The sequence below is a fragment of the Rhodovarius lipocyclicus genome, assembly GCF_009900765.1.
Classification (GTDB): Bacteria; Pseudomonadota; Alphaproteobacteria; order Acetobacterales; family Acetobacteraceae; genus Rhodovarius; species Rhodovarius lipocyclicus.
Genome location: NZ_JAAABL010000004.1, coordinates 1 through 19,302, shown reverse-complemented (window position 1 = coordinate 19,302; position 19,302 = coordinate 1). Strand labels below are relative to the sequence as shown.

Sequence of the window (19,302 nt, the reverse complement as noted above, 5' to 3'; positions counted from 1 at the left end):
CCATGGCGAGCATCCAGGCGCATGGGCTGAAGGTGGAGTTCCCGCTCTATCACCACACCGCGCGCTCCCTGAAAAAAAGCCTGCTGGCGCGGGCCAGGGGGCCGATGCTGGTGCATGCGCTGCGCGGCCTCGGCTTCGAGATCCGCGGCGGGGAGCGGGTGGCGCTGGTGGGGCCCAATGGCTCGGGCAAATCCACCCTGCTGCGCACGCTGGCCGGCATCTACCAGCCCTGCGCCGGCCGGCTGCGGGTGGAGGGGGAGATCGGTTCCCTGATCGACCCCATGGCGGGGATGGACCAGTTCCTGACCGGGCGCGAGAACATCATGCTGCGCGGCCTGTACAAGGGGCTGAGCGAGCGCGAGAGCCGCGCGGTGGTGGAGCGCGTGGTGGAATTTTCCGGCCTTGGGGAAGCGATCGACCTGCCGGTGCGCGGCTATTCGGCGGGGATGAACATCCGCCTGGCCTTCGCCATGGCCACCGAGATGGCCCCCGACATCCTGCTGATGGATGAATGGTTCCTGGCCGGCGACGAGGATTTCATGCGCCGCGCCGAGGCCCGGCTGCACCGGCTGGTGCGCGATGCCGAGATCATGGTGCTGGCCACCCACGACATGGCCGTGGTGCGGCAATGGTGCAACCGGGTGATCCGGCTGGAGAACGGGCTGATCGTGGCCGATGAGCGGATGGTGGCGCTGCGCGCGGCGGAGTAGGGGGGATCGCTCCCCCCTTTCGCGTCAGACCTTGCCGTGGCGCAGCACGCGCTTGGCGATGGCCATGCGGTGCACTTCCGTCGGGCCTTCATAGATGCGCATCAGCCGCACCTGCTGGGCGAACAGCTGCAGGGGCAGTTCCTTGGTCATGCCCATGGCGCCGAAGGTCTGCATGGCGCGGTCCACGATCTCGGTCGCCATTTCGGTGGCGAAGACCTTGATCATGCTGGCCTCGTTCTTCACGTCGCCGCCGTCTTCCATGGTGCGGGCGGCGCTCATGACCATCAGCCGGCAGGCGTGGATCTTCACCGCGGCGTCGGCGATCCACCACTGGATGGCCTGGCGGTCGGCCAGCGGCACGCCAAAGGTCACGCGGCTTTTCGCCTGCTCGCACATCATCTCCACCGCGCGGGCGGAGATGCCGACGCAGCGCGCGCCCATCTGCAGCCGGCGCACGTTCAGGCGCAGCTGCATGGGGGCATAGCCGCGGCCGAGCGTGCCCAGGATCTGGCTGTCCTTCAGGCGCATCTCGTCGAAGACCAGCTCATAGGTCCGCCGGCCGCCGATCATCGGGATCTCGCGCTCGATGATGAAGCCTGGGGTGCCCTTGTCCACGATGAAGGCGGTCATGCCTTCCTCGCGCTTGCCTTCGCCGGTACGCGCCATGAGGATGATGAAGTCGCAATAGGGCACGCGGCTGACCCAGATCTTGCGGCCGTTGATCACCCAGTCATCGCCATCCTTGCGGGCGCGGGTGAGCATGCCGGCGGGGTCGCCGCCCGCGCCGGGCTCGGAGATCGCGATGGCGGATTTCATGCGCCCTTCGGCATAGGGCTTCAGATAGCGCTCGCGCTGGTCCTCGTTCGCGGCGGCCATCAGCATGTGCAGGTTGGGGCTGTCGGGGGGGAATTCGAAGGGGACGATGGTGCGGCTCACCTCCTCCTCCACCAGCATGCGGGCGACGGGGTTGAGGTTGGCGCCGCCGAATTCCTCGGGCACGTCCAGGCCCCACAGGCCCAGCTCCTGGCACTTGGCCAGCAGGGGGGCTTCCTCGGCTTCGGAGAGGCCGTATTTGCCGCCCTCCGCCTCACGCTTCAGGATGGCGGGCTCCAGCGGCATCAGTTCGTTCTGGACGAACTTCGCCACCAGCTCCTGCAACATGCGGTCTTCGTCGGACAGCGCGATCGTGCTCATGCGCGGGTATTTCCTCTCAGGCTGAAAAAGGTGGGCATGAGGCGCTGCCTCATGCCAAGGCCGTGAATGCGGCCCGCCGGCGGTCCGGCGAAGCCAAGGTCGGCGGATGCCGGCCGCCCGGCGTCTGAGGGATCAGCCAAGGATGATCAGGCCGTCCACGGCCACGACGCCTTCGCCTTCGCGGCGGATGAACAGCGGGTTGATCTCGGCTTCCTGCACCGTCGGCCCATCGGTCGCGGCCAGCAGGGAGATGGCGTGGATGGCACGCGCCAGCGCCGCCACATCGCCGCGCGGCAGGTTGCGGAAGCCGGTCAGCATGCGCAGTTCCGGCAGCTCCGCGATCATCTCCGCCGCCGTTTCCACGCTGACCGGGGCCAGGCGCACGGTGAAGCTCTTGCGCAGCTCCGCCAGCACGCCGCCCATGCCCAGCATGACGATGGGCCCGACCTCCGGGTCGCGCCGGAAGCCCAGGATCACCTCGGCCAGGCCCTTGTGCATCGGCGCCACCAGCGCGCCGCGCAGCCGGGCCTGGGGGAAGTGCTGCTTCGCGCGGGCGGTCAGTTCGGCCACCGCGTCGCGGATCGCGCCCTCGCTGACCACGCCCAGCCGCACCAGCCCGGCATCGGTCTTGTGCAGGATGTCGGGCGACAGGATCTTCACCGCGACCGGCCCCTCGATGCCGCGCACATCCTCGGGCTTTTCCACCACCCGGGCGCCCGGGCCCTCGATGCCCAGGGCCTGGAACACGGCGCCGGCCTCGGCCTCATCGAGGGTGGAGGAGGGGGCGGCGGCCAGCAGGGCGCTGGCCTTGGCCATGGCCTCGGGCGCGCCCACGCCGCGCGCCACCGGGGCGCGCCAGTTCAGGAAGGCATGCAGCGCGTCGGCGCAGGATTCCGGCGTGCGGAAACCCGCCACATCCGCCTCGTCGCAGATGCGCAGCGCCTCGTCGGCCTGGGGCGCGCAGAACACCGCGATGGGCTTCGTGCCGTCATAGATGTCCAGGATGTTCTCGTTCACCTGGGTCGGGCGCAGGCGGGCGGTGCTGCCCAGCACGGCCACCACCGCGTCATTGCCGTCGGAGGCCACCATCTCCTTCAGCACGGCGGTGTACTGGCCGGTGCCGCCGCCCATGGGCAGGTCGATCAGGGGCGAATCGCTCAGATGGATGCCCTGGGCGGAGAGGTTTTCCTGCATGGCGGGCGTCGGCCCCACCAGCTCGTCGCCATACAGGCCCAGGCGGTCCACGATCATCGCGGCCCCGCCGCCGGTGCCGGTGATGATGGACACGCGCCGGCCCCGGGGCGGGGTGCGGCCCAGCACCAGGCGCGGTGCCTCCACCAGCGCCTCCAGCGTTTCCACCCGCAGGATGCCGTGCTCGCGGAAGAAGGTGGCGGCGAGCTCGTCCGCGCCCACCATGGCACCGGTGTGGGAGACGGCGATGCGCCGCCCGAGGTCCGAGCGCCCGAGCTTATAGGCGATGATCGGCTTGCCCAGCTGGTGCGCGCGCGCGGCGGCGGCGGCCAGCTTCGGCGCGTCGCGCAGGGTTTCCATGAACAGCAGCACGCAGCGGGTGGCCTCGTCCTCGACCAGCAGCTGCGCGACCTCGCCCACGCCCACATCGCATTCATTGCCGACGGAGACGAGCTTGGAGAAGCGATGCCCGCGGGCCATGGCGCGCGACAGCAGCGCGCCCATCATGCTGCCCGACTGGGACGCCACGCCGATGGAGCCGGCCTTGATGTCCTCGGCCTCCACGGCCGCGTTGTTGGTGATGGGCACGCCGTCGGTCACGTTGACCAGGCCCAGGCAGTTCGGCCCGATCAGCCGCAGGCCGCCGCGCCGGGCGGTCTCGGTGAACGCCTCCTGCATGGCGCGGCCCTCGGGGCCGATCTCGGCGAAGCCCGCGCTGTAGATGGTGGCGACCTTCACGCCCTTTTCCACGCAGCCCGCGATGGCATCCGGCACGGCGGCGGCGGGCACCATGATGAACGCATGGTCGATCGGCCCCGGGGCGGCGCGGATATCGGGATAGGCGGTGTCGCCCATGATCTCCGTCCGGCCCGGATTGATCGGGATGATCCGGCCCTGATAGCCGTTCTTCTTCAGCACCCGCTGCGCGCGGGAGTTGTTCTTCTTCTGGTCGGGCGTCGCCCCCAGCAGGGCGATGGCGCGGGGGCGGAAGACGGCATCCGCCAGCACGTTCAGCTCATTCGGCACGGGCATGTCCATCGCTCAGATTCCCTTGAAATCGGGGGTGCGGCGCTCGGCCATGGCGGCGCGGCCTTCCTTGAAATCCTCCATCTGGCGCTGCCAGACCTGCTGCTCGTATTCGCGCTCGGTGGCGCGCTCATACGCCTCGGAGAAGCCGCGCCGCAGCGTGGCGCGCAGGCCCTGGATGGCGGCGGGGGCGGATTGCGCGATCTCCCGCGCCAGGGACTGGGCGGCGGCCAGCACCTCGGCCTGGGGCACCAGCACATCGGCCAGGCCCATGTCGAAGGCTTCCTGACCGGTGATGCGGCGGCCGGTGTAGAACAGCAGCGCCGCCTTCTGCAGGCCGATCAGCTTGGGCAGGGTGTAGGAGAGCCCGAAGCCCGGATGGAAGCCGAGCCGGGTGAAATTGGCGGAATACCGCGCCTCGACGCAGGTCACGCGGAAATCGGCGATGACGGCGAGCCCAAGCCCCGCGCCGATCGCCGCCCCCTGGACCGCCGCGATGATGGGCTTCGCGGTGCGCGTCAGCCGCGCGGCCTTCTTGTAGAGGGTCTGGCCCGGCTCCTCCGCCGGCCAGGACAGCCCGCCCGACTCGCCGCCCGAGAAATCCGCGCCCGCGCAGAAATGCTTGCCCGCCCCCGTCAGCACGATGGCCCGGCAGCCGGGGTCGGCATCCAGCGCCTGCAGCCGGTCGCCGAGGGCCACCACCAGGTCGCGGTTGATGTGGTTGTTCGGCGGGCGGTCCCAGATGAGGGTGACGACGTGGCCCTCACGCGTTTCGCGCGGGTATTCGGGCAACACGGGCTCGGCCAAGGCGGTCTCCTCAAACGTTTCCCCAATGGGGTTCATAGGCCGGCTTGCGCGGCCCTGGGCTTGGTCATAAACTTGTTCGTACAAGATGACAACCGGGCGGGCCACGCCCCAGGAGGAACCGATGGATATGCCCTTGCCCGTGACGACCGCAGGCCCCACCCGGCAATTGGCCGATTTCGCCGCGGGGCTGGAACAGGCGGCGGTGGATGCCGTCGCCCGCCACGCCGCCCGGCGCCACCTGATCGACACGCTGGCCTGCATCATCTCCGGCGCCGGGCAGGATGCCACGCTGTCGGTGCAGCGGGCCTTGTCCGCCGCCGGGGTGGGGGTGGGGCCGGTGGCCATGCCTGGCTTCCGGGAGCGGTATGACGCGCTGTCGGCCGCCTATCTGGGCGGGGCGGCCGCGCATGGGCTGGAGCTGGATGACGGCTTCCGCGCCGGTTCCGTCCACCCCGGCGCCGTGGTGGTGCCGGCCGCCATCGCCCTGGCGGGCCAGCGCGGCCTGTCCGGTTCCGCGCTGCTGACCGCCGTGATCGCGGGTTACGAGACCGCCTGCCGCATCGCCGCCGCCGCCCATCCGCGCAGCCGCTGGCGCGGCTTCCACAACACCTCCACCGCCGGGGTGTTCGGCGCCGCGGTGGCCGCCGCGAAGCTGCTGAACATGTCCGCCGACGACATCGAGGCCGCGATGGGCATCGCCGCGTCCTCGGCCGCCGGTATCTTCACCTTCCTGGCGGGGGGCGATGTGAAGCGCATCCACCCGGGCCATGCGGCACGGGAGGGGCTGCTGGCCGCGCTGCTGACCGAAGCCGGCCTGCCCGCGCCGCGTGGCGCGCTGGAATTCAAGGAGGGCTTCTTCGCCGCCTATGCCGGCGGCGACACCGGAGAGGTGGATTACAGCGCCATCGACATCCTGGCCGCCGGCGACAACAACCCGCAATCGCGCTTCGCCATCGCCAATTGCTACATGAAGCCGCACGCCTGCTGCCGCCACATCCACGCCGCCATCGACGCGGTGCTGGAGATGGCGCGCGATGACGGCATCTCCGCGCCCCAGGTGGAGCAGGTGGAGATCGGCACCTATGCCGTCGCCGCCAGCCATGCCGAGGTCGGCTGGTCCGAAATGACCACGGCGCAGATGAGCTTCCCCTTCGTGATCGCCACCGCGCTGACCCGCAACCAGGTGGGTGTGGCCGATTTCGGCGATGCCGAACGCAGCGACGGCGACACGCTGGCCATGACCGGGCGCATCCAGGTGCGGGTGGATGATGCGTATGAGGCCGCCTATCCGCGCAAGCGCGGGGCCCATGTGCTGATCCGCACCAAGGATGGGCGGGTGGCGGAACGCCATGTGCCGGAACCGTTCGGCTCGGCCTCCAACCCGCTGAGCGACGCGGGGCTGGAGACGAAATTCATGGCGCTGGCCGGGCCGCGGCTGGGAGAGGCCAAGGCACGGCAGGCGCTGGAACTGCTGTGGAAGGTGGATGAGCTGGGGGATCTGGGAGTGCTGGTGGAGGCGATGAAGGGGTAGGGCGGGCTGGGGAGGCGCTGCCTCCCCAAGGGGAACGCGGACTGGGGAGGCGCCGCCTCCCCAGACCCCTCCGCTGGGGAGATAAGATCTCCCCAGGCCCCTGCGAATAGTTTTAATATATTGATATTATTATATAATTTATCGGAAAAACCTTCGTAAGCTCAGCGCTGTCCCAAAACTGACGGAAAGTAATGGGGGAGTTTGAGGGGGAAAGTCATTTCCCCCTCAATGGGAGTTTGAGGGCGGAGCCCTCAAGGCTTGCCCCATATCGCGCCCCATGCTGAACCATCTCCATGATCATCGGCCTGGGCAGCGACCTCATCGACATCCGCCGCATCGCGGCCGCGCTGGAGCGTCACGGCGACCGTTTCCTCGACCGCATCTTCACGCCCGAGGAGCGCCGCAAGGCCGAGCGCCGGGCGGAGCGCATCCGGGTCGCCACCTATGCCAAGCGTTTCGCGGCGAAGGAGGCGGCGTCGAAGGCCCTGGGCACCGGGTTCCGGGCCGGGGTGTTCTGGCGCGACCTGGGGGTGGTGAACCTGTCCAGTGGCGCGCCGACCTTGCGGATGACGGGCGGGGCCGCGCTGCGCCTGGCCGCGATCACGCCCCGGGGCATGGTGTCCCAGGTCAGCCTGACGATGACGGACGAATACCCTTACGCGCAGGCGATGGTGTTGATTTCGGCTATCCCGAGCCCCATTCCTTGACAGGTGCGGGGGTGGCGCGCTTCATCCGCCCGTTTTGCACCCCCCTTTGCCGGATATCCGCCCGCCCATGAGCCATTCCATGACGAAGAAGAAGTCCGGCTGGGGCGAAAGCATCCGCACCATCCTGTATGCCGGGCTCATCGCCATCGGTATCCGCAGTATCGCGTTCGAGCCGTTCAATATCCCCTCCGGCTCCATGATCCCGACGCTGCTGGTGGGCGATTATCTGTTCGTCTCCAAGTATTCCTACGGCTATTCGCGGCATTCCTTCCCGTTCAGCCCCAACCTGTTCTCGGGCCGTATTCTGGGCAGTGTGCCGCAGCGCGGCGATGTGGCGGTGTTCAAGCTGCCGCGCGACACCAGCCAGGACTACATCAAGCGCATCATCGGCCTGCCGGGCGATCGCATCCAGGTGATCCGCGGCATCCTGCACGTGAATGGCGAGGCGGTGCGGCGCGAGGCGATCGGCCCCTATGTGACCGAGGGCGACGGCCCGCGCATGACCGTGCGCCTGTATCGGGAGGTGCTGCCGGGCGGCCGCACGCATGAGATCATCGAGCAGACCGATGACGGCGTGCTGGACAACACGCCGGAATTCACGGTGCCGCCGGGCCATGTCTTCGCCATGGGCGACAACCGCGACAACAGCCTGGACAGCCGCGTGCAGTCCGCCGTGGGCTTCGTGCCGATCGAGAACCTGGTGGGGCGCGCGGAGTTCATCTTCTTCTCCGTCGATGGCTCCAGCCCCTTCTGGCAGGTGTGGAACTGGCCCTTCGCCATCCGCTGGACACGCCTGCTCTCCGCGGTGCGATGAGCCTGGAGGCGCTGGAACGGCGCATCGGCCACGCCTTCGCCCGGCCGGAGCTGCTGACACACGCATTGACGCACCGCTCCAGCGCGGGCGGTGCCGGCAGCAACGAAAGGCTGGAATTCTTGGGCGACCGGGTGCTGGGCCTGTGCATCGCCGAATGGCTGACCGAACGCTATCCGAACGAAAGCGAGGGGGGGCTGAGCAAGCGCCTGTCCTCGCTGGTGTCGCGTGAGACCCTGGTGCCGGTGGCCGAGGCGCTGGGCCTGCCGGCCGCGCTGAAACTGCCCAAGGCGGAGCGCCGCAGCGGGGTTTCGGCCAGCCACAATGTGCTGGCGGATGCGATGGAGGCCCTGCTCGGCGCCATCTATCTGGATGCGGGGCTGGAGGCGGCGCGCGCCTTGATCCGCCGCGAATGGGCGGGGGTGATGGAACGCACCACCGCCCCGCCGGTGCCGGTGAAGACCCGGTTGCAGGAACACACGCTGGGCCGGGGCGCCGGCCTGCCGGTTTATGAATTGCTTTCCACCACCGGGCCCGCGCACGCTCCGGTTTTCGTGGTTCGTGTGCGCGCGATGGGTCGGGAGGCCGAGGGTATGGGCGACACCAAACGGGCGGCGGAATCGGCCGCCGCCGAAGCCTGGCTGGCCGCGCTGTGAGCGGCACGCCGGAACAGACGCGCTGCGCGATCATCGCGGTGATCGGGGCGCCCAATGCGGGCAAGTCCACCCTGGTCAACGCCGCCAGCGGCACCAAGGTCAGCATCGTCTCGCCCAAGCCGCAGACGACGCGCTTCCGCATCCGCGCCGTGGTGATGCGCCCGCCGGCGCAGCTGGTGCTGACGGACACGCCGGGCATCTTCAACCCCCGCCGCCGGCTGGACCGCGCCATGGTGGCCGCCGCCTGGGGCGGCGCCACGGACGCCGACATGGCGCTGCTGGTGGTCGATGCCCGCGCCGGCCTGACGGAGCCGCTGCAGGCCATCATCGCCAAGCTGAAGAACGTGAAGCTGCCGATCTGGCTGGTGCTGAACAAGATCGACCTGATCCCGCGCGACCGGCTGCTGCCGCTGACCGCGGCGCTGACGGCCGAGCTGACCTTCGCCGAGACCTTCATGATCAGCGCCGAGAAGAACGACGGCGTGGACAAGCTGTTGCAGGCGCTGGCCGATATCGCCCCCCCGGGGCCCTGGCTGTTCCCGGAGGAAGACCTCTCGGACGTGCCGAACCGCATGCTGGCGGCCGAGGTGGTGCGCGAGCAGATCCTGCGCATGACGCATGAGGAAGTGCCGCACCACGCCCATGTGGAAACCGAATCCTGGACGGAACGGCCCGATGGCTCGGCCCGGGTGGACTGCACCATCTATGTCAGCCGCGCGAGCCAGAAAGCCATCGTGATCGGCGATGGCGGCAGCCGGATCAAGGAAATCGGGCGCCGGGCACGGCAGGAACTGGTGGGGCTGCTGGAACGGCCGATCCACCTGTTCCTGAACGTGAAGGAAAAGGCCGGGTGGGATGAAAGCCGGATGCATATCCGGGCGCTGGGGCTGGAAGACGAAGGGTAGGGCTGGGCCCTCAGCCCTCCCCGAGCGTTTGGCGCCTCACCTTAGCGGGTGGGGCGCTTTTTTGTGGAACTTCAACAAGCAACTCATCCCAGGGGCCCGCACGAAACCCCCGGGGGCGGCCCCCCGGCGGGAGAGTGCGGGAGGGCGGCGCCCTCTCGTTTCCGCCACCCTCGTCATCCATTCGGACGTTGACTTGCCGCCGCTCTCGCGGCCCACTCCCGTCATCGTGAACGCGGAATAATGGCGAAGGAATGCGTGTGTGAGTGGTGTGATGCAGGGCATTCATGGCGGCGCGCCGCCCGCGGGCGGCGCCACGCCGGGGCGTCTGGCGGGCTTGCCGCCGGGTTATCGCCACATCCTGCCGCACGGCCCTGATCTGGCCGATGAGCGCCACCCGGCGGAGCGCCTGGCGAAGCTGGCCACCCGTATCAGCGTGGAGCCGCAGCGCGAGAACCCGGACATCCCCTCCGGTTACACCTATTTCCTGCAATTCGTGACGCATGACTGCGTGTTCACGGACATCCCCTTCTGGGCCGCGGAGGCGGCGGGCGAACCCCCGGGCAATGAGCGCCTGCGCGCCCTGAACCTGGATACGCTGCATGGCGGGGGCCCGGCTTCCTGCCCGCATGCCTATGTGCCGGCGCGGGACCGCGCGCGGATGCGCGTGGGCTGCCTGGCCACCGGCGCCGCGCGTGACGTGCCGCGCATAGCGCCCGAGCCCGGCGCCCCCCTGACCGACACGCTGCTGGCGGACCCGCGCAACGACGACAACGCGCTGCTGGGCCAGGTGACCGTGCTGTTCCACATCGCCCACAATGTGGTGGTGGGGCTGGAGGGCGGCTTCTTCGCCCCCGCCCGCGCCCGGCTGCGCGCGCTGTACCGCCGGCTGATCCGCGAGGACCTGATGCCGCGCCTGTTGCAGGCGGATGTGCTGGCTTTCTACCAGGGCGGCGGCGCGCCGCTGAGCGACCCCCACACCGAGGAGGTGCCGCTGGAGGCCAGCCACGGCGTGTTCCGCGTGGCCCACGCCATGGTGCGCGAGACCTACAACGTGAACGCCCCGCCGCCCGCCGAGGGGCTGCCCCTGGCCGAATCCCTGCGCCACAGCTCCGCGCGCTATCCCAAGCTGCTGCCGATGCCCGAGACATGGGTGGCGCGCTGGTCCAACTTCTTCGACGGGCTGGGCGGGACCGCGCAGCGGGCGATGCGCTTCGCACCCTGCTATGCGCCGCCGCTGCAGACCGGCAGCTTCTTCCCCGCCGTGGACGGCACCCACCGCACCGGCCTGCATTACCGGGACATGCTGAGCGCCGAGGCCGCCGCGCTGTGGCCGCTGGAGGAGCTGATCGCGGACATGACCGGGCACCACTTCCCGCCCGGCGACCCGCGCACGGCGGCGCTGAACGCGGGCCCGCTGGGCACGCCCGCGGCACGCCGGCAGGCGATGCTCGACTGGCTGCTGAACGACGGCAAGCCGGGCGGCATGGAGGCCGAGGACGCGGCCTCTATCGCCGCCGACCCACCCATGCCCTTCTGGCTGATGCTGGAGGGGATGATCGCGGGGCAGGGCCGCAGGCTCGGCCCGCTAGGGTCCATCATCCTGGCCGAGGCCTTCTACCCCAACCTGAACGCGGCGGCCGAGGCCGATGAGGCCGCGCTTGCCGCCAGCCCGCTGAACGCCATCCATGACATGGCGGGCCTGATCCAATTCCTTGCCGCCCAGCCCGGGCTGCAGGGCGCGACCCCTCCCTTCATCTGACACAGGAGCACAGGATGCCCGACTTCGACCCCTTGAACCCGCCGCGCATGAAGATCGACGACTACGAGGCCTTCGGGAAGCTGGTGAAGACCTGGTCCACCCAGGACTCCAAGTATTTCGGCAAGGTCTATCCGGTGCCCCGCAGCCTGGCGGAATTCAAGGCGCAATGCGCCGAGGCGGGCGTGGGCCTCTCCCTGCCGGACTTCCTGACCGGCTTCTCGGTGGCGATGTTCGACAACAACACCGTCTACGTGCGCATCCCGCCCAAGGAGCGCGTGCTGGCCAGCGAAGGCAAGTTCGCCGCCGGCGGCAGCTACAATGTGCCGAGCTTCTACGGCGACCTGGCCTTCGGCGGCGCCACGCCGGCGGTGGACCCGGCCGACCGGATGAAGTTCCACGCCAGCCGTATCGGTGACTATACGATCAGCTACTGCGAGTAAGATCGGCGGGGTGTTGGGGGGTGCGCTCAGGGGCTTTGCCCCCGAACCCCCACCGAGGGGCTCTGCCCCTCGGCTCCCCGCCAAAGGCCGAAAGGCCCTTGGAACCCATCAGATTGGCGCCGATCCTGACAAGTCTGGCGCCAATTATATTATAAATATCAATAAGAAACATGTTTCCCAAGATCAGCGCCAAACTGATCTAGGTCCAGGACCGAGCACGGTCCTGGCGGGGGTGTCGGGGGCGGAGCCCCTGACCGCTTCCCGTCCCACGCCTCACAGCCCGGACCGTTCCGCGATCTCCTGCCCCAGCACCACGACATCCTTGGCCCCGCGCCCGGTTTCGACCACCACGCCCAGCGTGCGGGTCGCGGCTGCGGCCATGGGCGCGTAGACGCCATGGGCTGCCAGTGCCGCGCTGGCCAGCTTCATGTCCTTCAGCATCAGTTCCGCCCGGAAGCCCGCGGTGAAGCGTTCCTCCAGCCAGCGCAGCGCGTGGTTCTCCAGCACGGCGGAGCGCGCGGAGCCGCCCAGCAGCGCCTGGCGCATCACCTTGGGGTCGAGCCCGGCCTTGCGGCCCAGCACCAGCGCCTCGAACACCGCGTGCATGGTGGCGGAGATGATCATCTGGTTGGCGGATTTGCAGATCTGCCCGGCGCCGGACCCGCCCATATGCGTCACCGTGCCGCCCACCGCCGCCAGGAAGGGCCCGGCCGCCGCGAAGGCCGCGGCATCGCCGCCCACCATGCAGGTCAGGTTGCCGTCGAGCGCGCCCTGCGGGCCGCCGGAGACGGGGGAATCGAGCAGGATCGCCCCGGTCTCGCTTTTCAGCCGCAGGGCGAAATTGCGCGTGGCCTCGGCGGAGATGGTGGAGAAATCGACCACCACGGCACCTTCGTTCACGGTTTCGGCCACGCCGCCGGGGCCGAACAGCACGCGCTCCACATCCGGCGTGTCGGGCACGCAGATGCCGATGATCTCGGCGTTCTCGGCAGCGAGAGCCGGCGTCGCGGCCCAGGTGGCGCCCGGCACCTCCTTGTGGGTGCGGCTGGTGACCGCCACCCGATAGCCGGCCTGGACCAGATTGGCGGCCATGGCATGCCCCATGACGCCCAGGCCCACGAAAGCGGCCCCCGCCGGAGGCGCTATACCCATCACGGCCGGCGGCGTGCCGGCCTTCTCACCACCCATGATGCCTGGCCCCTGCCGATGGTATGCCGGCCCCCGTGATTCCCTGCCGCAGGCGGGACCAGTCCCGTTCCTTGGCGATGGGAAACAGATGCAGAAGCCAGGAGCCGATCGCTTCGTCCGTCGGCTCCTCCTGACCATACCATTGCATGCGGGCGCCGGCCAGGAAGCCACGAGCGATCTCGCGTGCCTCCTCCTCCCGGCCCAGGTTGAACAGGGCGGCGGCGTGCCAGGCGCGGCTGGGCAGCGCGGCGCTGAGGGTGCGCCCCGCCGCCTCGGCGGCCAGCGCGTCGTCGCCGCGCAGATAGGCGATCGCGCTCTGGTACACCCAATGCGCGGCATTGGGGGCGGCGGACAGGGTCAGGCTCTCGGCCGCCAGCTCCGCCGCCCGGTCGTGCTCGCCGCTATAGGCGTTGAACAGCGCCCCCGCGACCAGCGTCCAGGGGTCGAGCGGGTTCAGCTTGATCGCCTCGTTCATATGGGTGGTGGCGCGGTCGTAGCGCTTGGCCATGGCCAGCGCCCAGCCCAGGCAGAGATGCGCGCGGCTGTCCACCGGGTCCAGCGCCACGGCCTGCTCGGCGCGCTGGATGGCCTGCAATTCCCGCGCGCGGCTGCGGCGCATGCCCGGGTGGGCGATGTGCACCGCGTTGTCCATCTGCACCAGCGAGGAATAGGGCGGCGAATAGGACGGCGCCTCGGAGATCGCCTCGTTGAACAGGGTCTCGGCGCGCTGCCAGTCCTCGGGCCGGAACAGGCGGATGATGGCCTGCCCGCGCAGCCATTTGTCGTGCGCGGCCAGGCTGACATCGGGCACGGTGTGGGTTTCCGCCAGCCGGGCCGTGGCGATGGAGCCGAGCAGGGAGACCGCGATATGGGAGACGATCTTGCGCCGGGTCTCGAACCAGTCCTCCAGCGTCAGGGTGAAGCGGTCGGACCAGACCATGACGCGGCTGGCCTCGTCGCGCAGCAGCAGCACCAGGCCGAGCTGCCCGCCCGCTTCCTCGGCGCGCACCTCCAGCGACATCTGGGTGCCGACGCGCACCATTTCGGAGGCGATCTGCGGCAGGGTCGGGCCATCCACCACGAACCATTCGCGGAACCGCGTGAGGCAGGCGATCAGCTCATGCCGGAAGCCATCGACCAGATGCGCGCGCTCCGGGCTCACGCCCAGGGCCATGAAGGGCGGCACCAGGATGGCCAGGCGGACCGGGTTCTTTTCCCTGGGCGCGGCCGGGGCGGGGGCGGCGGGCGCGCCGGCCTTGATCTCGGCCACCAGCGCCTGGGTCTGGGCGGCCGGCTCCATGTCCAGCTCCAGCGCCAGGGCGTCCCACAGCGTCTCATAGGCGCGCAGGGCGCCCGCGGTGTCGCCCGCGATGTGAGAGGCGCGCATCACTTCGCGGCAGGCGGCCTCATGCGTCGGGTCCAGGCGCAACAGGGCCTGGGCGGCGTCCAGCCGCTCCGCCACCGGGGCCTCGGCCCGTAGCATCAGGGCTTCCAGCGCGCGGGACCATTGCCGCGTCAGGCCCCGGCGCAGGCCGAGCAGCCAGGTGCGGATGGCGGGGTCGATATCCTCGAACCCTTCCAGCAGGGATTGGGCGAGGGCCGTGCGCTGCTGCAACAGCGGGTGGATGCGGCCCTGGTCTAGTGCCTCCTGCACCGCGCGCAGGTCGGTTTCCACCGGGTGCAGGCGCAGCGTGTCGCGTTCGGCGGAAAAGCCCTCCGCGCCGCCGAGTTCGGCCAGCACCCCGCGCAGCTCATGCAGGGACTGGCGCAGGGTGGCCCGGGCGCGGTCGTCGTCGGATTCGCTCCAGAGCAGGCTGGCCAGCCGCGACCGCGCCTCGCCCGCCTGGCCCGCCATGGCCAGGGCAGCCAGCAGGGCCTGGGTCTTGCGGCCGCGCAGGCGCAGTTCCTGCCCGTTCACCCGGGCGTCGAAACTGCCCAGCAGGCGAAAGGCCATGGAGCCCTGCGGCGGCGCGGCCTGTGCTGATCGGCGTTGCGGACCATCCGGCATGCTTGTTCTCTATCACGCCCGGCCCGGCTGTTAAGGGCCTCTGTTACAAGAGTTCCACTTCGGCCACCGGCGGCGCCACGGCCCGGAAGCGCGGGCCGCGCGGCAAGGCGCCGGGATGGTCCAGCATCGGTGCCAGGGCGCGCATGGCCACCAGCGGCCCGCCGCCGCCCGGCAAGGGCAGAAATTGCGCCAGAATACCATTCTGCTGCAACGACTTGCACAGATCCCCCAAGCCCGGGGCGGGCCCGTGCCGGCGCGGTGCTCCCTGGGGCATCAGCCCCGCCATGCCCGCCCGCAGCGCCCCCGCCCGGGCCAGATGCACCTTGTCCGAGGCATTCAGCCCCGCCTCGCCCCGTTCGCGCGCGCGGCGGGCCACGATGGAAAGGGCCAGCTCCATCTGCGCCATTTCCAGCACCGCCGCCCGGGCGGCTGCCGCCGGAGTCGGGCGCGCGGCGAAGCCCAGGCACACATCCCCGCCCGTGGCGGCATCCGCCGAGGCCGCCACCACCACCGGCACGCCCAGCCCCTGGCTGATATCCAGCAGCCAGCTGGCCCGGCCGGTGAAGCCCGCGCGGATCTCCGCCAGCGCGGCGGCGGCCGGGGCGGCCTGTTCCAGCGCCAGCGGGGCAGGGGGGTGCCCGCCCTCGAACCACAGCGCCACCGCGTCGCGCTCGATCAGTTCCAGCAGGGCGGAGAGGCAGGCGGCCCCGGCATCCGGCCCCACCGCGCAGCCGGCCGACAGCGGCCATGGCGGGCGGAATTCCGGCGCGGCGCGGCGAAAGGCCAGGTCCAGCGGCAGGCCCGGGGCCAGGCAATCGACCTCCGCCGGCATGGCGGGCAGGCGGGCGGCCCATGCCGGCGCCGGGCCGCGCAACGCCACGGGCGGGGCCGAGGCGACCGCGGCGCGCTCCATCGCCTCCGCCACGCAGGCCATGAAGGCCGGGCCATGCGCCACGCCCACACCCGAGGCGAAGGAGCCGCCGAGCGGGGTCTCCACCTCCGCGCCCCAGGCGCACAGGCCCGGCGCCCAGGGGGCGGCCAGCGCGAAGACCCGCCGCAGCCCGGCGGCATGGCGCAGGAAGGGCGCGAGCGCCGCATCCCCGCCCAGGAAGGCCAGCAGCTCCGCCGCGTCGGCCGAGGGCAGGGCGCGGCCTTCCAGCGCCTCGGCGGCGCTGAGCATGGCTTCGGGCGGGATCATCGGGGCGCGCCCGCGCCGATCCAGGCGAGCAGGGTGGCGCGCTCGGCCGCCGTCAGGCCGGTGGCATTGCCGGGGGGCATGGCTTCGCTGCGCAGTTGCGGCTCCATCAGCCGGGCATTGCGGCGGATCTGCGCCGCGCTGTGCAGCAGGATGCCCTTGGGCGGGCTGGTGAAGCCAGTGTTGGCGGGCCGGGGCGCGTGGCATTCGGCGCAGCGCGCGGCCACGATGGCGCGCACGGCGGCGAAGGGCGGGGCCTCGGCCGGTGCCGCGCGGCGCGGGGGCGCGAGGAAGACCGCGACCACCGCCACGATCACCGCGCCGAACAGCCAGTAGTCATACATGGCGATGCCCTGGTGGCGCAGGTTGAAGAACTGTCGCACCAGCGCGCCCGCCAGCGCCATCGCCACCAGCGGCACCCAGGCATTCGGGTGCTGCCAGAACATCGGGTAATGCGGGCTGAGCATCAGGAAGATGACCGGCAGCGTCATGTAATTGTTGTGCACGCTGCGCTGCTTGCCCCAGCCGCCCCAGCGCGGGTCGATCTCCCGGCCCTCGGCCACGGCCGCGACCATCTTCTTCTGGCCGGGGATGATCACGGCCATGACATTGGCAGCCATGATGGTGCCGATCATGGCCCCCACCTGCAGATAGGCCCCGCGCCCGGAGAACACCCGCGTGCTGAACCAGGCCGCCAGCGCCAGCCCCGCGATGCCCAGCACCGCCATGGCCTGGCCATTCCCGCCCACCGGCAGCCGGCAGAGCAGGTCATACGCCCCCCAGGCCACCAGGATCATGCCCAGCGAGATGCAGACCGCCTGCCAGCGCTCCAACTCCATCACCTCCGGGTCGATCAGATAGGTCTCGGCCTGCAACCAATAGAGCAGCACGAACAGCGAGAAGCCGCTGAGCCAGGTCCAGTAGGCCTCCCATTTCGACCAGTGCAGGGGGGCGGGCACGAAGCCTGGGCCCGCCACGAACTTGCGCTTGTGATAGAAGCCGCCGCCATGCACGGCCCATTGTTCCCCGCGCACCAGCGGGTCGCCATCGGCGGGCGGGCGCAGGGATTGGTCGAGCCCCATGAAATAGAAGCTGGCGCCGACCCAGCACATGGCCGTCAGCACATGCAGCCAACGCAGCAGCAGCCCCGCCCATTCCGACAGATAGGCGTAGTCCATCAACTGCCCCGGTAGGTGGTGTAGCTGAAGGGCGCGCAGAGCAAGGGCACATGATAATGCTGCGTGGTGTCCGCGATGCCGAAGGCCAATGTCACCTCATCCAGGAAGGCGGGGTCGGGCAGCGCCACGCCCTGGGCCCGGAAATAGGCCGCCACTTGGTACACCAGCTGGTAGCGTGCGATTTCCAACTCCTCATAGCCCAGCAGCATGCCCTCGCTGCCGCGGCCGTCGGCGTTGGTCACGCCCCGCTTCAGCAGGGTGCGGGTGCCATCGGCCTCGATGCGGAACAGCGACCAGCCCATGCCGGCGGCCGGGCGGCCGTGCGCCGTGTCCAGCACATGTGTGGAAAGACCCATCGGATTGCCCCCTTGTTCGCTCAGGATTCCCGAATTGCCCGGCGCCGGGCAAGCCTTGATCCGGCGCGGCATTGGCCGTAACGCCGAAGCCCAGCAGGAAAGGTTCCGGTGATGGTGCAGGCGGTGGCTCCCAACCTTGTCGCGGCGGTGAATGAGGCCCGGCAATGGGACAGGCTGATGGAGATGGCGAAGCTCGGCGCCATCCCGGGCGACAGCCCGGACGACCAGGGCGTGAACCGCCCCTGCCTGAGCCCGGAGGACCGCCAGGCCCGCCGCCTGATCATCGGCTGGGCCGAGGCGATCGGCCTCAAGGTCAGCGTCGATGCGCTGGGCAACCTGTTCTTCCGCCATGAGGGCACGGAGGCCGGCGCCGCCCCCGTCGTGTCGGGCAGCCACATGGACAGCCAGCCCAAGGGCGGGCGCTTCGACGGCATCTATGGCGTGATCGCGGCCTTCGAGGCGGTGCAGGCGCTGCGCGAGGCGGGCGTTTCCACCAAACGCCCCATCGAGGTCGTGGCCTGGACCAATGAGGAAGGCGGCCGCTTCGCCCCCGGCTGCATGGGCAGCATGGCCTATGCCGGCTACGCGCCCCCCAACACCTGGGACGAGATCCGCGACAATGCCGGCATCCGCTGGGCCGACGCGCTGGCCGAGCACCAGGCCGCCGAGGCCGACATCGCCCGCCGCCCGCTGGGCGTGGTCGAAGGCCCCACCCCCTTCGCCTATGTCGAGGCGCATATCGAGCAGGGGCCGGTGCTGGAGCAGAAGGGCCTCGATGTCGGCGTCGTCACCGGCATCCAGGGCAGCCGCTGGTTCAGCGTGGAGATCCGGGGCCGCTCCGACCACGCCGGCACCACGCCGCTGTCCGTGCGCCGCGACGCGATGCAGGACGCCATCCGCGCCATCACCGCGCTGAACACGCTGATGCGCGACCCGACCGACGTGCTGCGCTTCACCGTCGCCCGCATGGAGGTGTTCCCCAACGCCTCCAACTCCGTCGCCGACCTGGTGCGCTTCTCCATCGACTTCCGCCACCCGGACAACGCGGTGCTGCAGGCGCGCGGCAACGCCATCGAGGGCGTGATCCAGGCGGCGCTGACCACCTGCACCGCGCAGGTCTTCGAGCGCTTCCACGCCACCCCCGCCGTGTTCGACCCCCTGGTGACCGACGCCGTGCAGCGCGCCGCCGAAGCCCAGGGGCTGGGCTGGCTGCGCATGCCCTCCGGCGCGTTCCACGACGCGCAGTTCATGGTGCCGCTGTGCCCCACGGGCATGATCTTCGTGCCGTGCCGGGGGGGCGTTTCCCACAACCCGGCCGAGTTCTCGACCGCGCCGCAACTGGCGGCCGGGACGCGGGTGCTGGCGCAGGTGCTGGCGGAGCTGGCGAACGGGTGAGGGAGGCTGGGGAAGGCTCTGCCTTCCCCAGACCCCATCCGCTGGGGAGATCAGATCTCCCCAGGCTCCTGCGAGAAGTTTGGGGACAGTGCCAGTACTATATAATTGAGGGTCTCGACTAGGAGAGCGGGTTATCCCGGCAGAGTTTGAGCAGGAGGCGAGTAAGGTTCCTGGCTCTGTTGTTGTACCTGAACTCGCACTCCTTGAGGTGCAAGTGGAAGGTGGCGCGGCTGAGCCCCCGGAAG

Annotated in this window: 17 protein-coding genes and 1 pseudogene; 9 read left to right on the top strand and 9 right to left on the bottom strand. The window is 70.1% G+C overall.

All coding sequences use genetic code 11. From position 1 onward, the window contains the following. The first annotated feature begins 2 nt into the window (after positions 1–2). Positions 3–710, top strand: a complete 708-nt coding sequence (locus GT007_RS06455) for an ABC transporter ATP-binding protein (RefSeq protein ID WP_160120779.1) — start codon at positions 3–5, stop codon at positions 708–710. Positions 711–734: 24 nt separating this feature from the next. Here the strand turns inward: GT007_RS06455 and GT007_RS06450 are convergent, their stop codons facing one another. From GT007_RS06450 to GT007_RS06440, 3 genes are all read right to left on the bottom strand, one after another. Further along, positions 735–1,904, bottom strand: a complete 1,170-nt coding sequence (locus GT007_RS06450) for an acyl-CoA dehydrogenase family protein (RefSeq protein WP_160120778.1) — start codon at positions 1,902–1,904, stop codon at positions 735–737. 132 nt (positions 1,905–2,036) lie between these two features. Further along, the gene (locus tag GT007_RS06445) at positions 2,037–4,133 is read right to left on the bottom strand and encodes an acetate--CoA ligase family protein (RefSeq protein WP_160120777.1); all 2,097 of its coding nucleotides are present in this window, start codon (positions 4,131–4,133) and stop codon (positions 2,037–2,039) included. Positions 4,134–4,136: 3 nt separating this feature from the next. Next, positions 4,137–4,928 carry an enoyl-CoA hydratase/isomerase family protein gene (locus tag GT007_RS06440; protein WP_236571534.1) on the bottom strand — a complete coding sequence of 264 codons (792 nt, stop codon included), beginning with the start codon at positions 4,926–4,928 and terminating at the stop codon, positions 4,137–4,139. 121 nt (positions 4,929–5,049) lie between these two features. On the opposite strand from GT007_RS06440, the gene GT007_RS06435 reads away from it, so the two are divergent. The 7 genes from GT007_RS06435 (at position 5,050) to GT007_RS06405 (ending at position 11,737) form a co-directional block, all read left to right on the top strand. Next, a complete protein-coding gene (locus tag GT007_RS06435; protein ID WP_160120775.1) occupies positions 5,050–6,459 on the top strand; it encodes an MmgE/PrpD family protein in 1,410 nt (469 codons plus the stop codon). A 293-nt stretch (positions 6,460–6,752) separates the two neighbouring features. Continuing rightward, complete coding sequence (gene acpS / locus GT007_RS06430) at positions 6,753–7,166, top strand: holo-ACP synthase (RefSeq protein ID WP_160120774.1); 414 nt, start codon at positions 6,753–6,755, stop codon at positions 7,164–7,166. Between the two features lie 79 nt (positions 7,167–7,245). Then, positions 7,246–7,980 (top strand): signal peptidase I, encoded by a 735-nt coding sequence (lepB, locus tag GT007_RS06425; RefSeq protein ID WP_160120773.1) that lies wholly within the window; start codon positions 7,246–7,248, stop codon positions 7,978–7,980. After that, on the top strand, positions 7,977–8,633 hold the full coding sequence (rnc, locus tag GT007_RS06420) for a ribonuclease III (protein WP_160120772.1): 657 nt from the start codon (positions 7,977–7,979) through the stop codon (positions 8,631–8,633). Before lepB ends, rnc begins: the two co-directional genes overlap by 4 nt. Then, complete coding sequence (gene era, locus GT007_RS06415) at positions 8,630–9,538, top strand: GTPase Era (RefSeq protein WP_160120771.1); 909 nt, start codon at positions 8,630–8,632, stop codon at positions 9,536–9,538. Before rnc ends, era begins: the two co-directional genes overlap by 4 nt. A gap of 259 nt (positions 9,539–9,797) precedes the next feature. Beyond that, positions 9,798–11,297 (top strand): peroxidase family protein, encoded by a 1,500-nt coding sequence (locus GT007_RS06410; RefSeq protein ID WP_160120770.1) that lies wholly within the window; start codon positions 9,798–9,800, stop codon positions 11,295–11,297. Positions 11,298–11,311: 14 nt separating this feature from the next. Further along, positions 11,312–11,737 (top strand): hypothetical protein, encoded by a 426-nt coding sequence (locus GT007_RS06405; protein ID WP_160120769.1) that lies wholly within the window; start codon positions 11,312–11,314, stop codon positions 11,735–11,737. Positions 11,738–12,010: 273 nt separating this feature from the next. Here the strand turns inward: GT007_RS06405 and GT007_RS06400 are convergent, their stop codons facing one another. The 5 genes from GT007_RS06400 to uraH are packed head-to-tail and all read right to left on the bottom strand — an operon-like array spanning position 12,011 to position 17,662. Then, positions 12,011–12,925 (bottom strand): NAD(P)-dependent oxidoreductase, encoded by a 915-nt coding sequence (locus GT007_RS06400; protein WP_160120768.1) that lies wholly within the window; start codon positions 12,923–12,925, stop codon positions 12,011–12,013. Continuing rightward, a complete protein-coding gene (locus GT007_RS06395) occupies positions 12,915–14,933 on the bottom strand; it encodes a BTAD domain-containing putative transcriptional regulator (protein ID WP_160120767.1) in 2,019 nt (672 codons plus the stop codon). Before GT007_RS06395 ends, GT007_RS06400 begins: the two co-directional genes overlap by 11 nt. A 43-nt stretch (positions 14,934–14,976) precedes the next feature. Further along, on the bottom strand, positions 14,977–16,131 hold the full coding sequence (locus tag GT007_RS06390; RefSeq protein WP_160120766.1) for a YcaO-like family protein: 1,155 nt from the start codon (positions 16,129–16,131) through the stop codon (positions 14,977–14,979). Beyond that, on the bottom strand, positions 16,128–17,306 hold the full coding sequence (locus GT007_RS06385; protein ID WP_160120764.1) for a urate hydroxylase PuuD: 1,179 nt from the start codon (positions 17,304–17,306) through the stop codon (positions 16,128–16,130). Before GT007_RS06385 ends, GT007_RS06390 begins: the two co-directional genes overlap by 4 nt. Next, positions 17,306–17,662, bottom strand: coding sequence for a hydroxyisourate hydrolase (uraH, locus tag GT007_RS06380; RefSeq protein WP_160120763.1), 357 nt, complete (start codon positions 17,660–17,662; stop codon positions 17,306–17,308). Before uraH ends, GT007_RS06385 begins: the two co-directional genes overlap by 1 nt. 111 nt (positions 17,663–17,773) lie before the next feature. Here uraH and GT007_RS06375 point away from each other — a divergent pair, with 111 nt between their 5' ends. Continuing rightward, complete coding sequence (locus tag GT007_RS06375; RefSeq protein WP_160120918.1) at positions 17,774–19,057, top strand: M20 family metallo-hydrolase; 1,284 nt, start codon at positions 17,774–17,776, stop codon at positions 19,055–19,057. A gap of 118 nt (positions 19,058–19,175) precedes the next feature. Here GT007_RS06375 and GT007_RS22340 read toward each other — a convergent pair. Then, positions 19,176–19,302, bottom strand: a pseudogene (locus tag GT007_RS22340) (IS1595 family transposase); the annotation flags it as partial.

Coding starts and splice junctions, on each gene's coding strand:
- rnc (WP_160120772.1), top strand. CDS start 7,977: ATGAGCCTGGAGGCGCTGGAACGGCGCATCGGCCACGCCTTCGCCCGG.
- GT007_RS06390 (WP_160120766.1), bottom strand. CDS start 16,131: ATGATCCCGCCCGAAGCCATGCTCAGCGCCGCCGAGGCGCTGGAAGGC.
- uraH (WP_160120763.1), bottom strand. CDS start 17,662: ATGGGTCTTTCCACACATGTGCTGGACACGGCGCACGGCCGCCCGGCC.
- GT007_RS06375 (WP_160120918.1), top strand. CDS start 17,774: ATGGTGCAGGCGGTGGCTCCCAACCTTGTCGCGGCGGTGAATGAGGCC.
- GT007_RS06435 (WP_160120775.1), top strand. CDS start 5,050: ATGGATATGCCCTTGCCCGTGACGACCGCAGGCCCCACCCGGCAATTG.
- GT007_RS06395 (WP_160120767.1), bottom strand. CDS start 14,933: ATGCCGGATGGTCCGCAACGCCGATCAGCACAGGCCGCGCCGCCGCAG.
- GT007_RS06385 (WP_160120764.1), bottom strand. CDS start 17,306: ATGGACTACGCCTATCTGTCGGAATGGGCGGGGCTGCTGCTGCGTTGG.
- GT007_RS06450 (WP_160120778.1), bottom strand. CDS start 1,904: ATGAGCACGATCGCGCTGTCCGACGAAGACCGCATGTTGCAGGAGCTG.
- GT007_RS06455 (WP_160120779.1), top strand. CDS start 3: ATGGCGAGCATCCAGGCGCATGGGCTGAAGGTGGAGTTCCCGCTCTAT.
- lepB (WP_160120773.1), top strand. CDS start 7,246: ATGACGAAGAAGAAGTCCGGCTGGGGCGAAAGCATCCGCACCATCCTG.
- GT007_RS06445 (WP_160120777.1), bottom strand. CDS start 4,133: ATGGACATGCCCGTGCCGAATGAGCTGAACGTGCTGGCGGATGCCGTC.
- GT007_RS06405 (WP_160120769.1), top strand. CDS start 11,312: ATGCCCGACTTCGACCCCTTGAACCCGCCGCGCATGAAGATCGACGAC.
- GT007_RS06400 (WP_160120768.1), bottom strand. CDS start 12,925: ATGGGTGGTGAGAAGGCCGGCACGCCGCCGGCCGTGATGGGTATAGCG.
- acpS (WP_160120774.1), top strand. CDS start 6,753: ATGATCATCGGCCTGGGCAGCGACCTCATCGACATCCGCCGCATCGCG.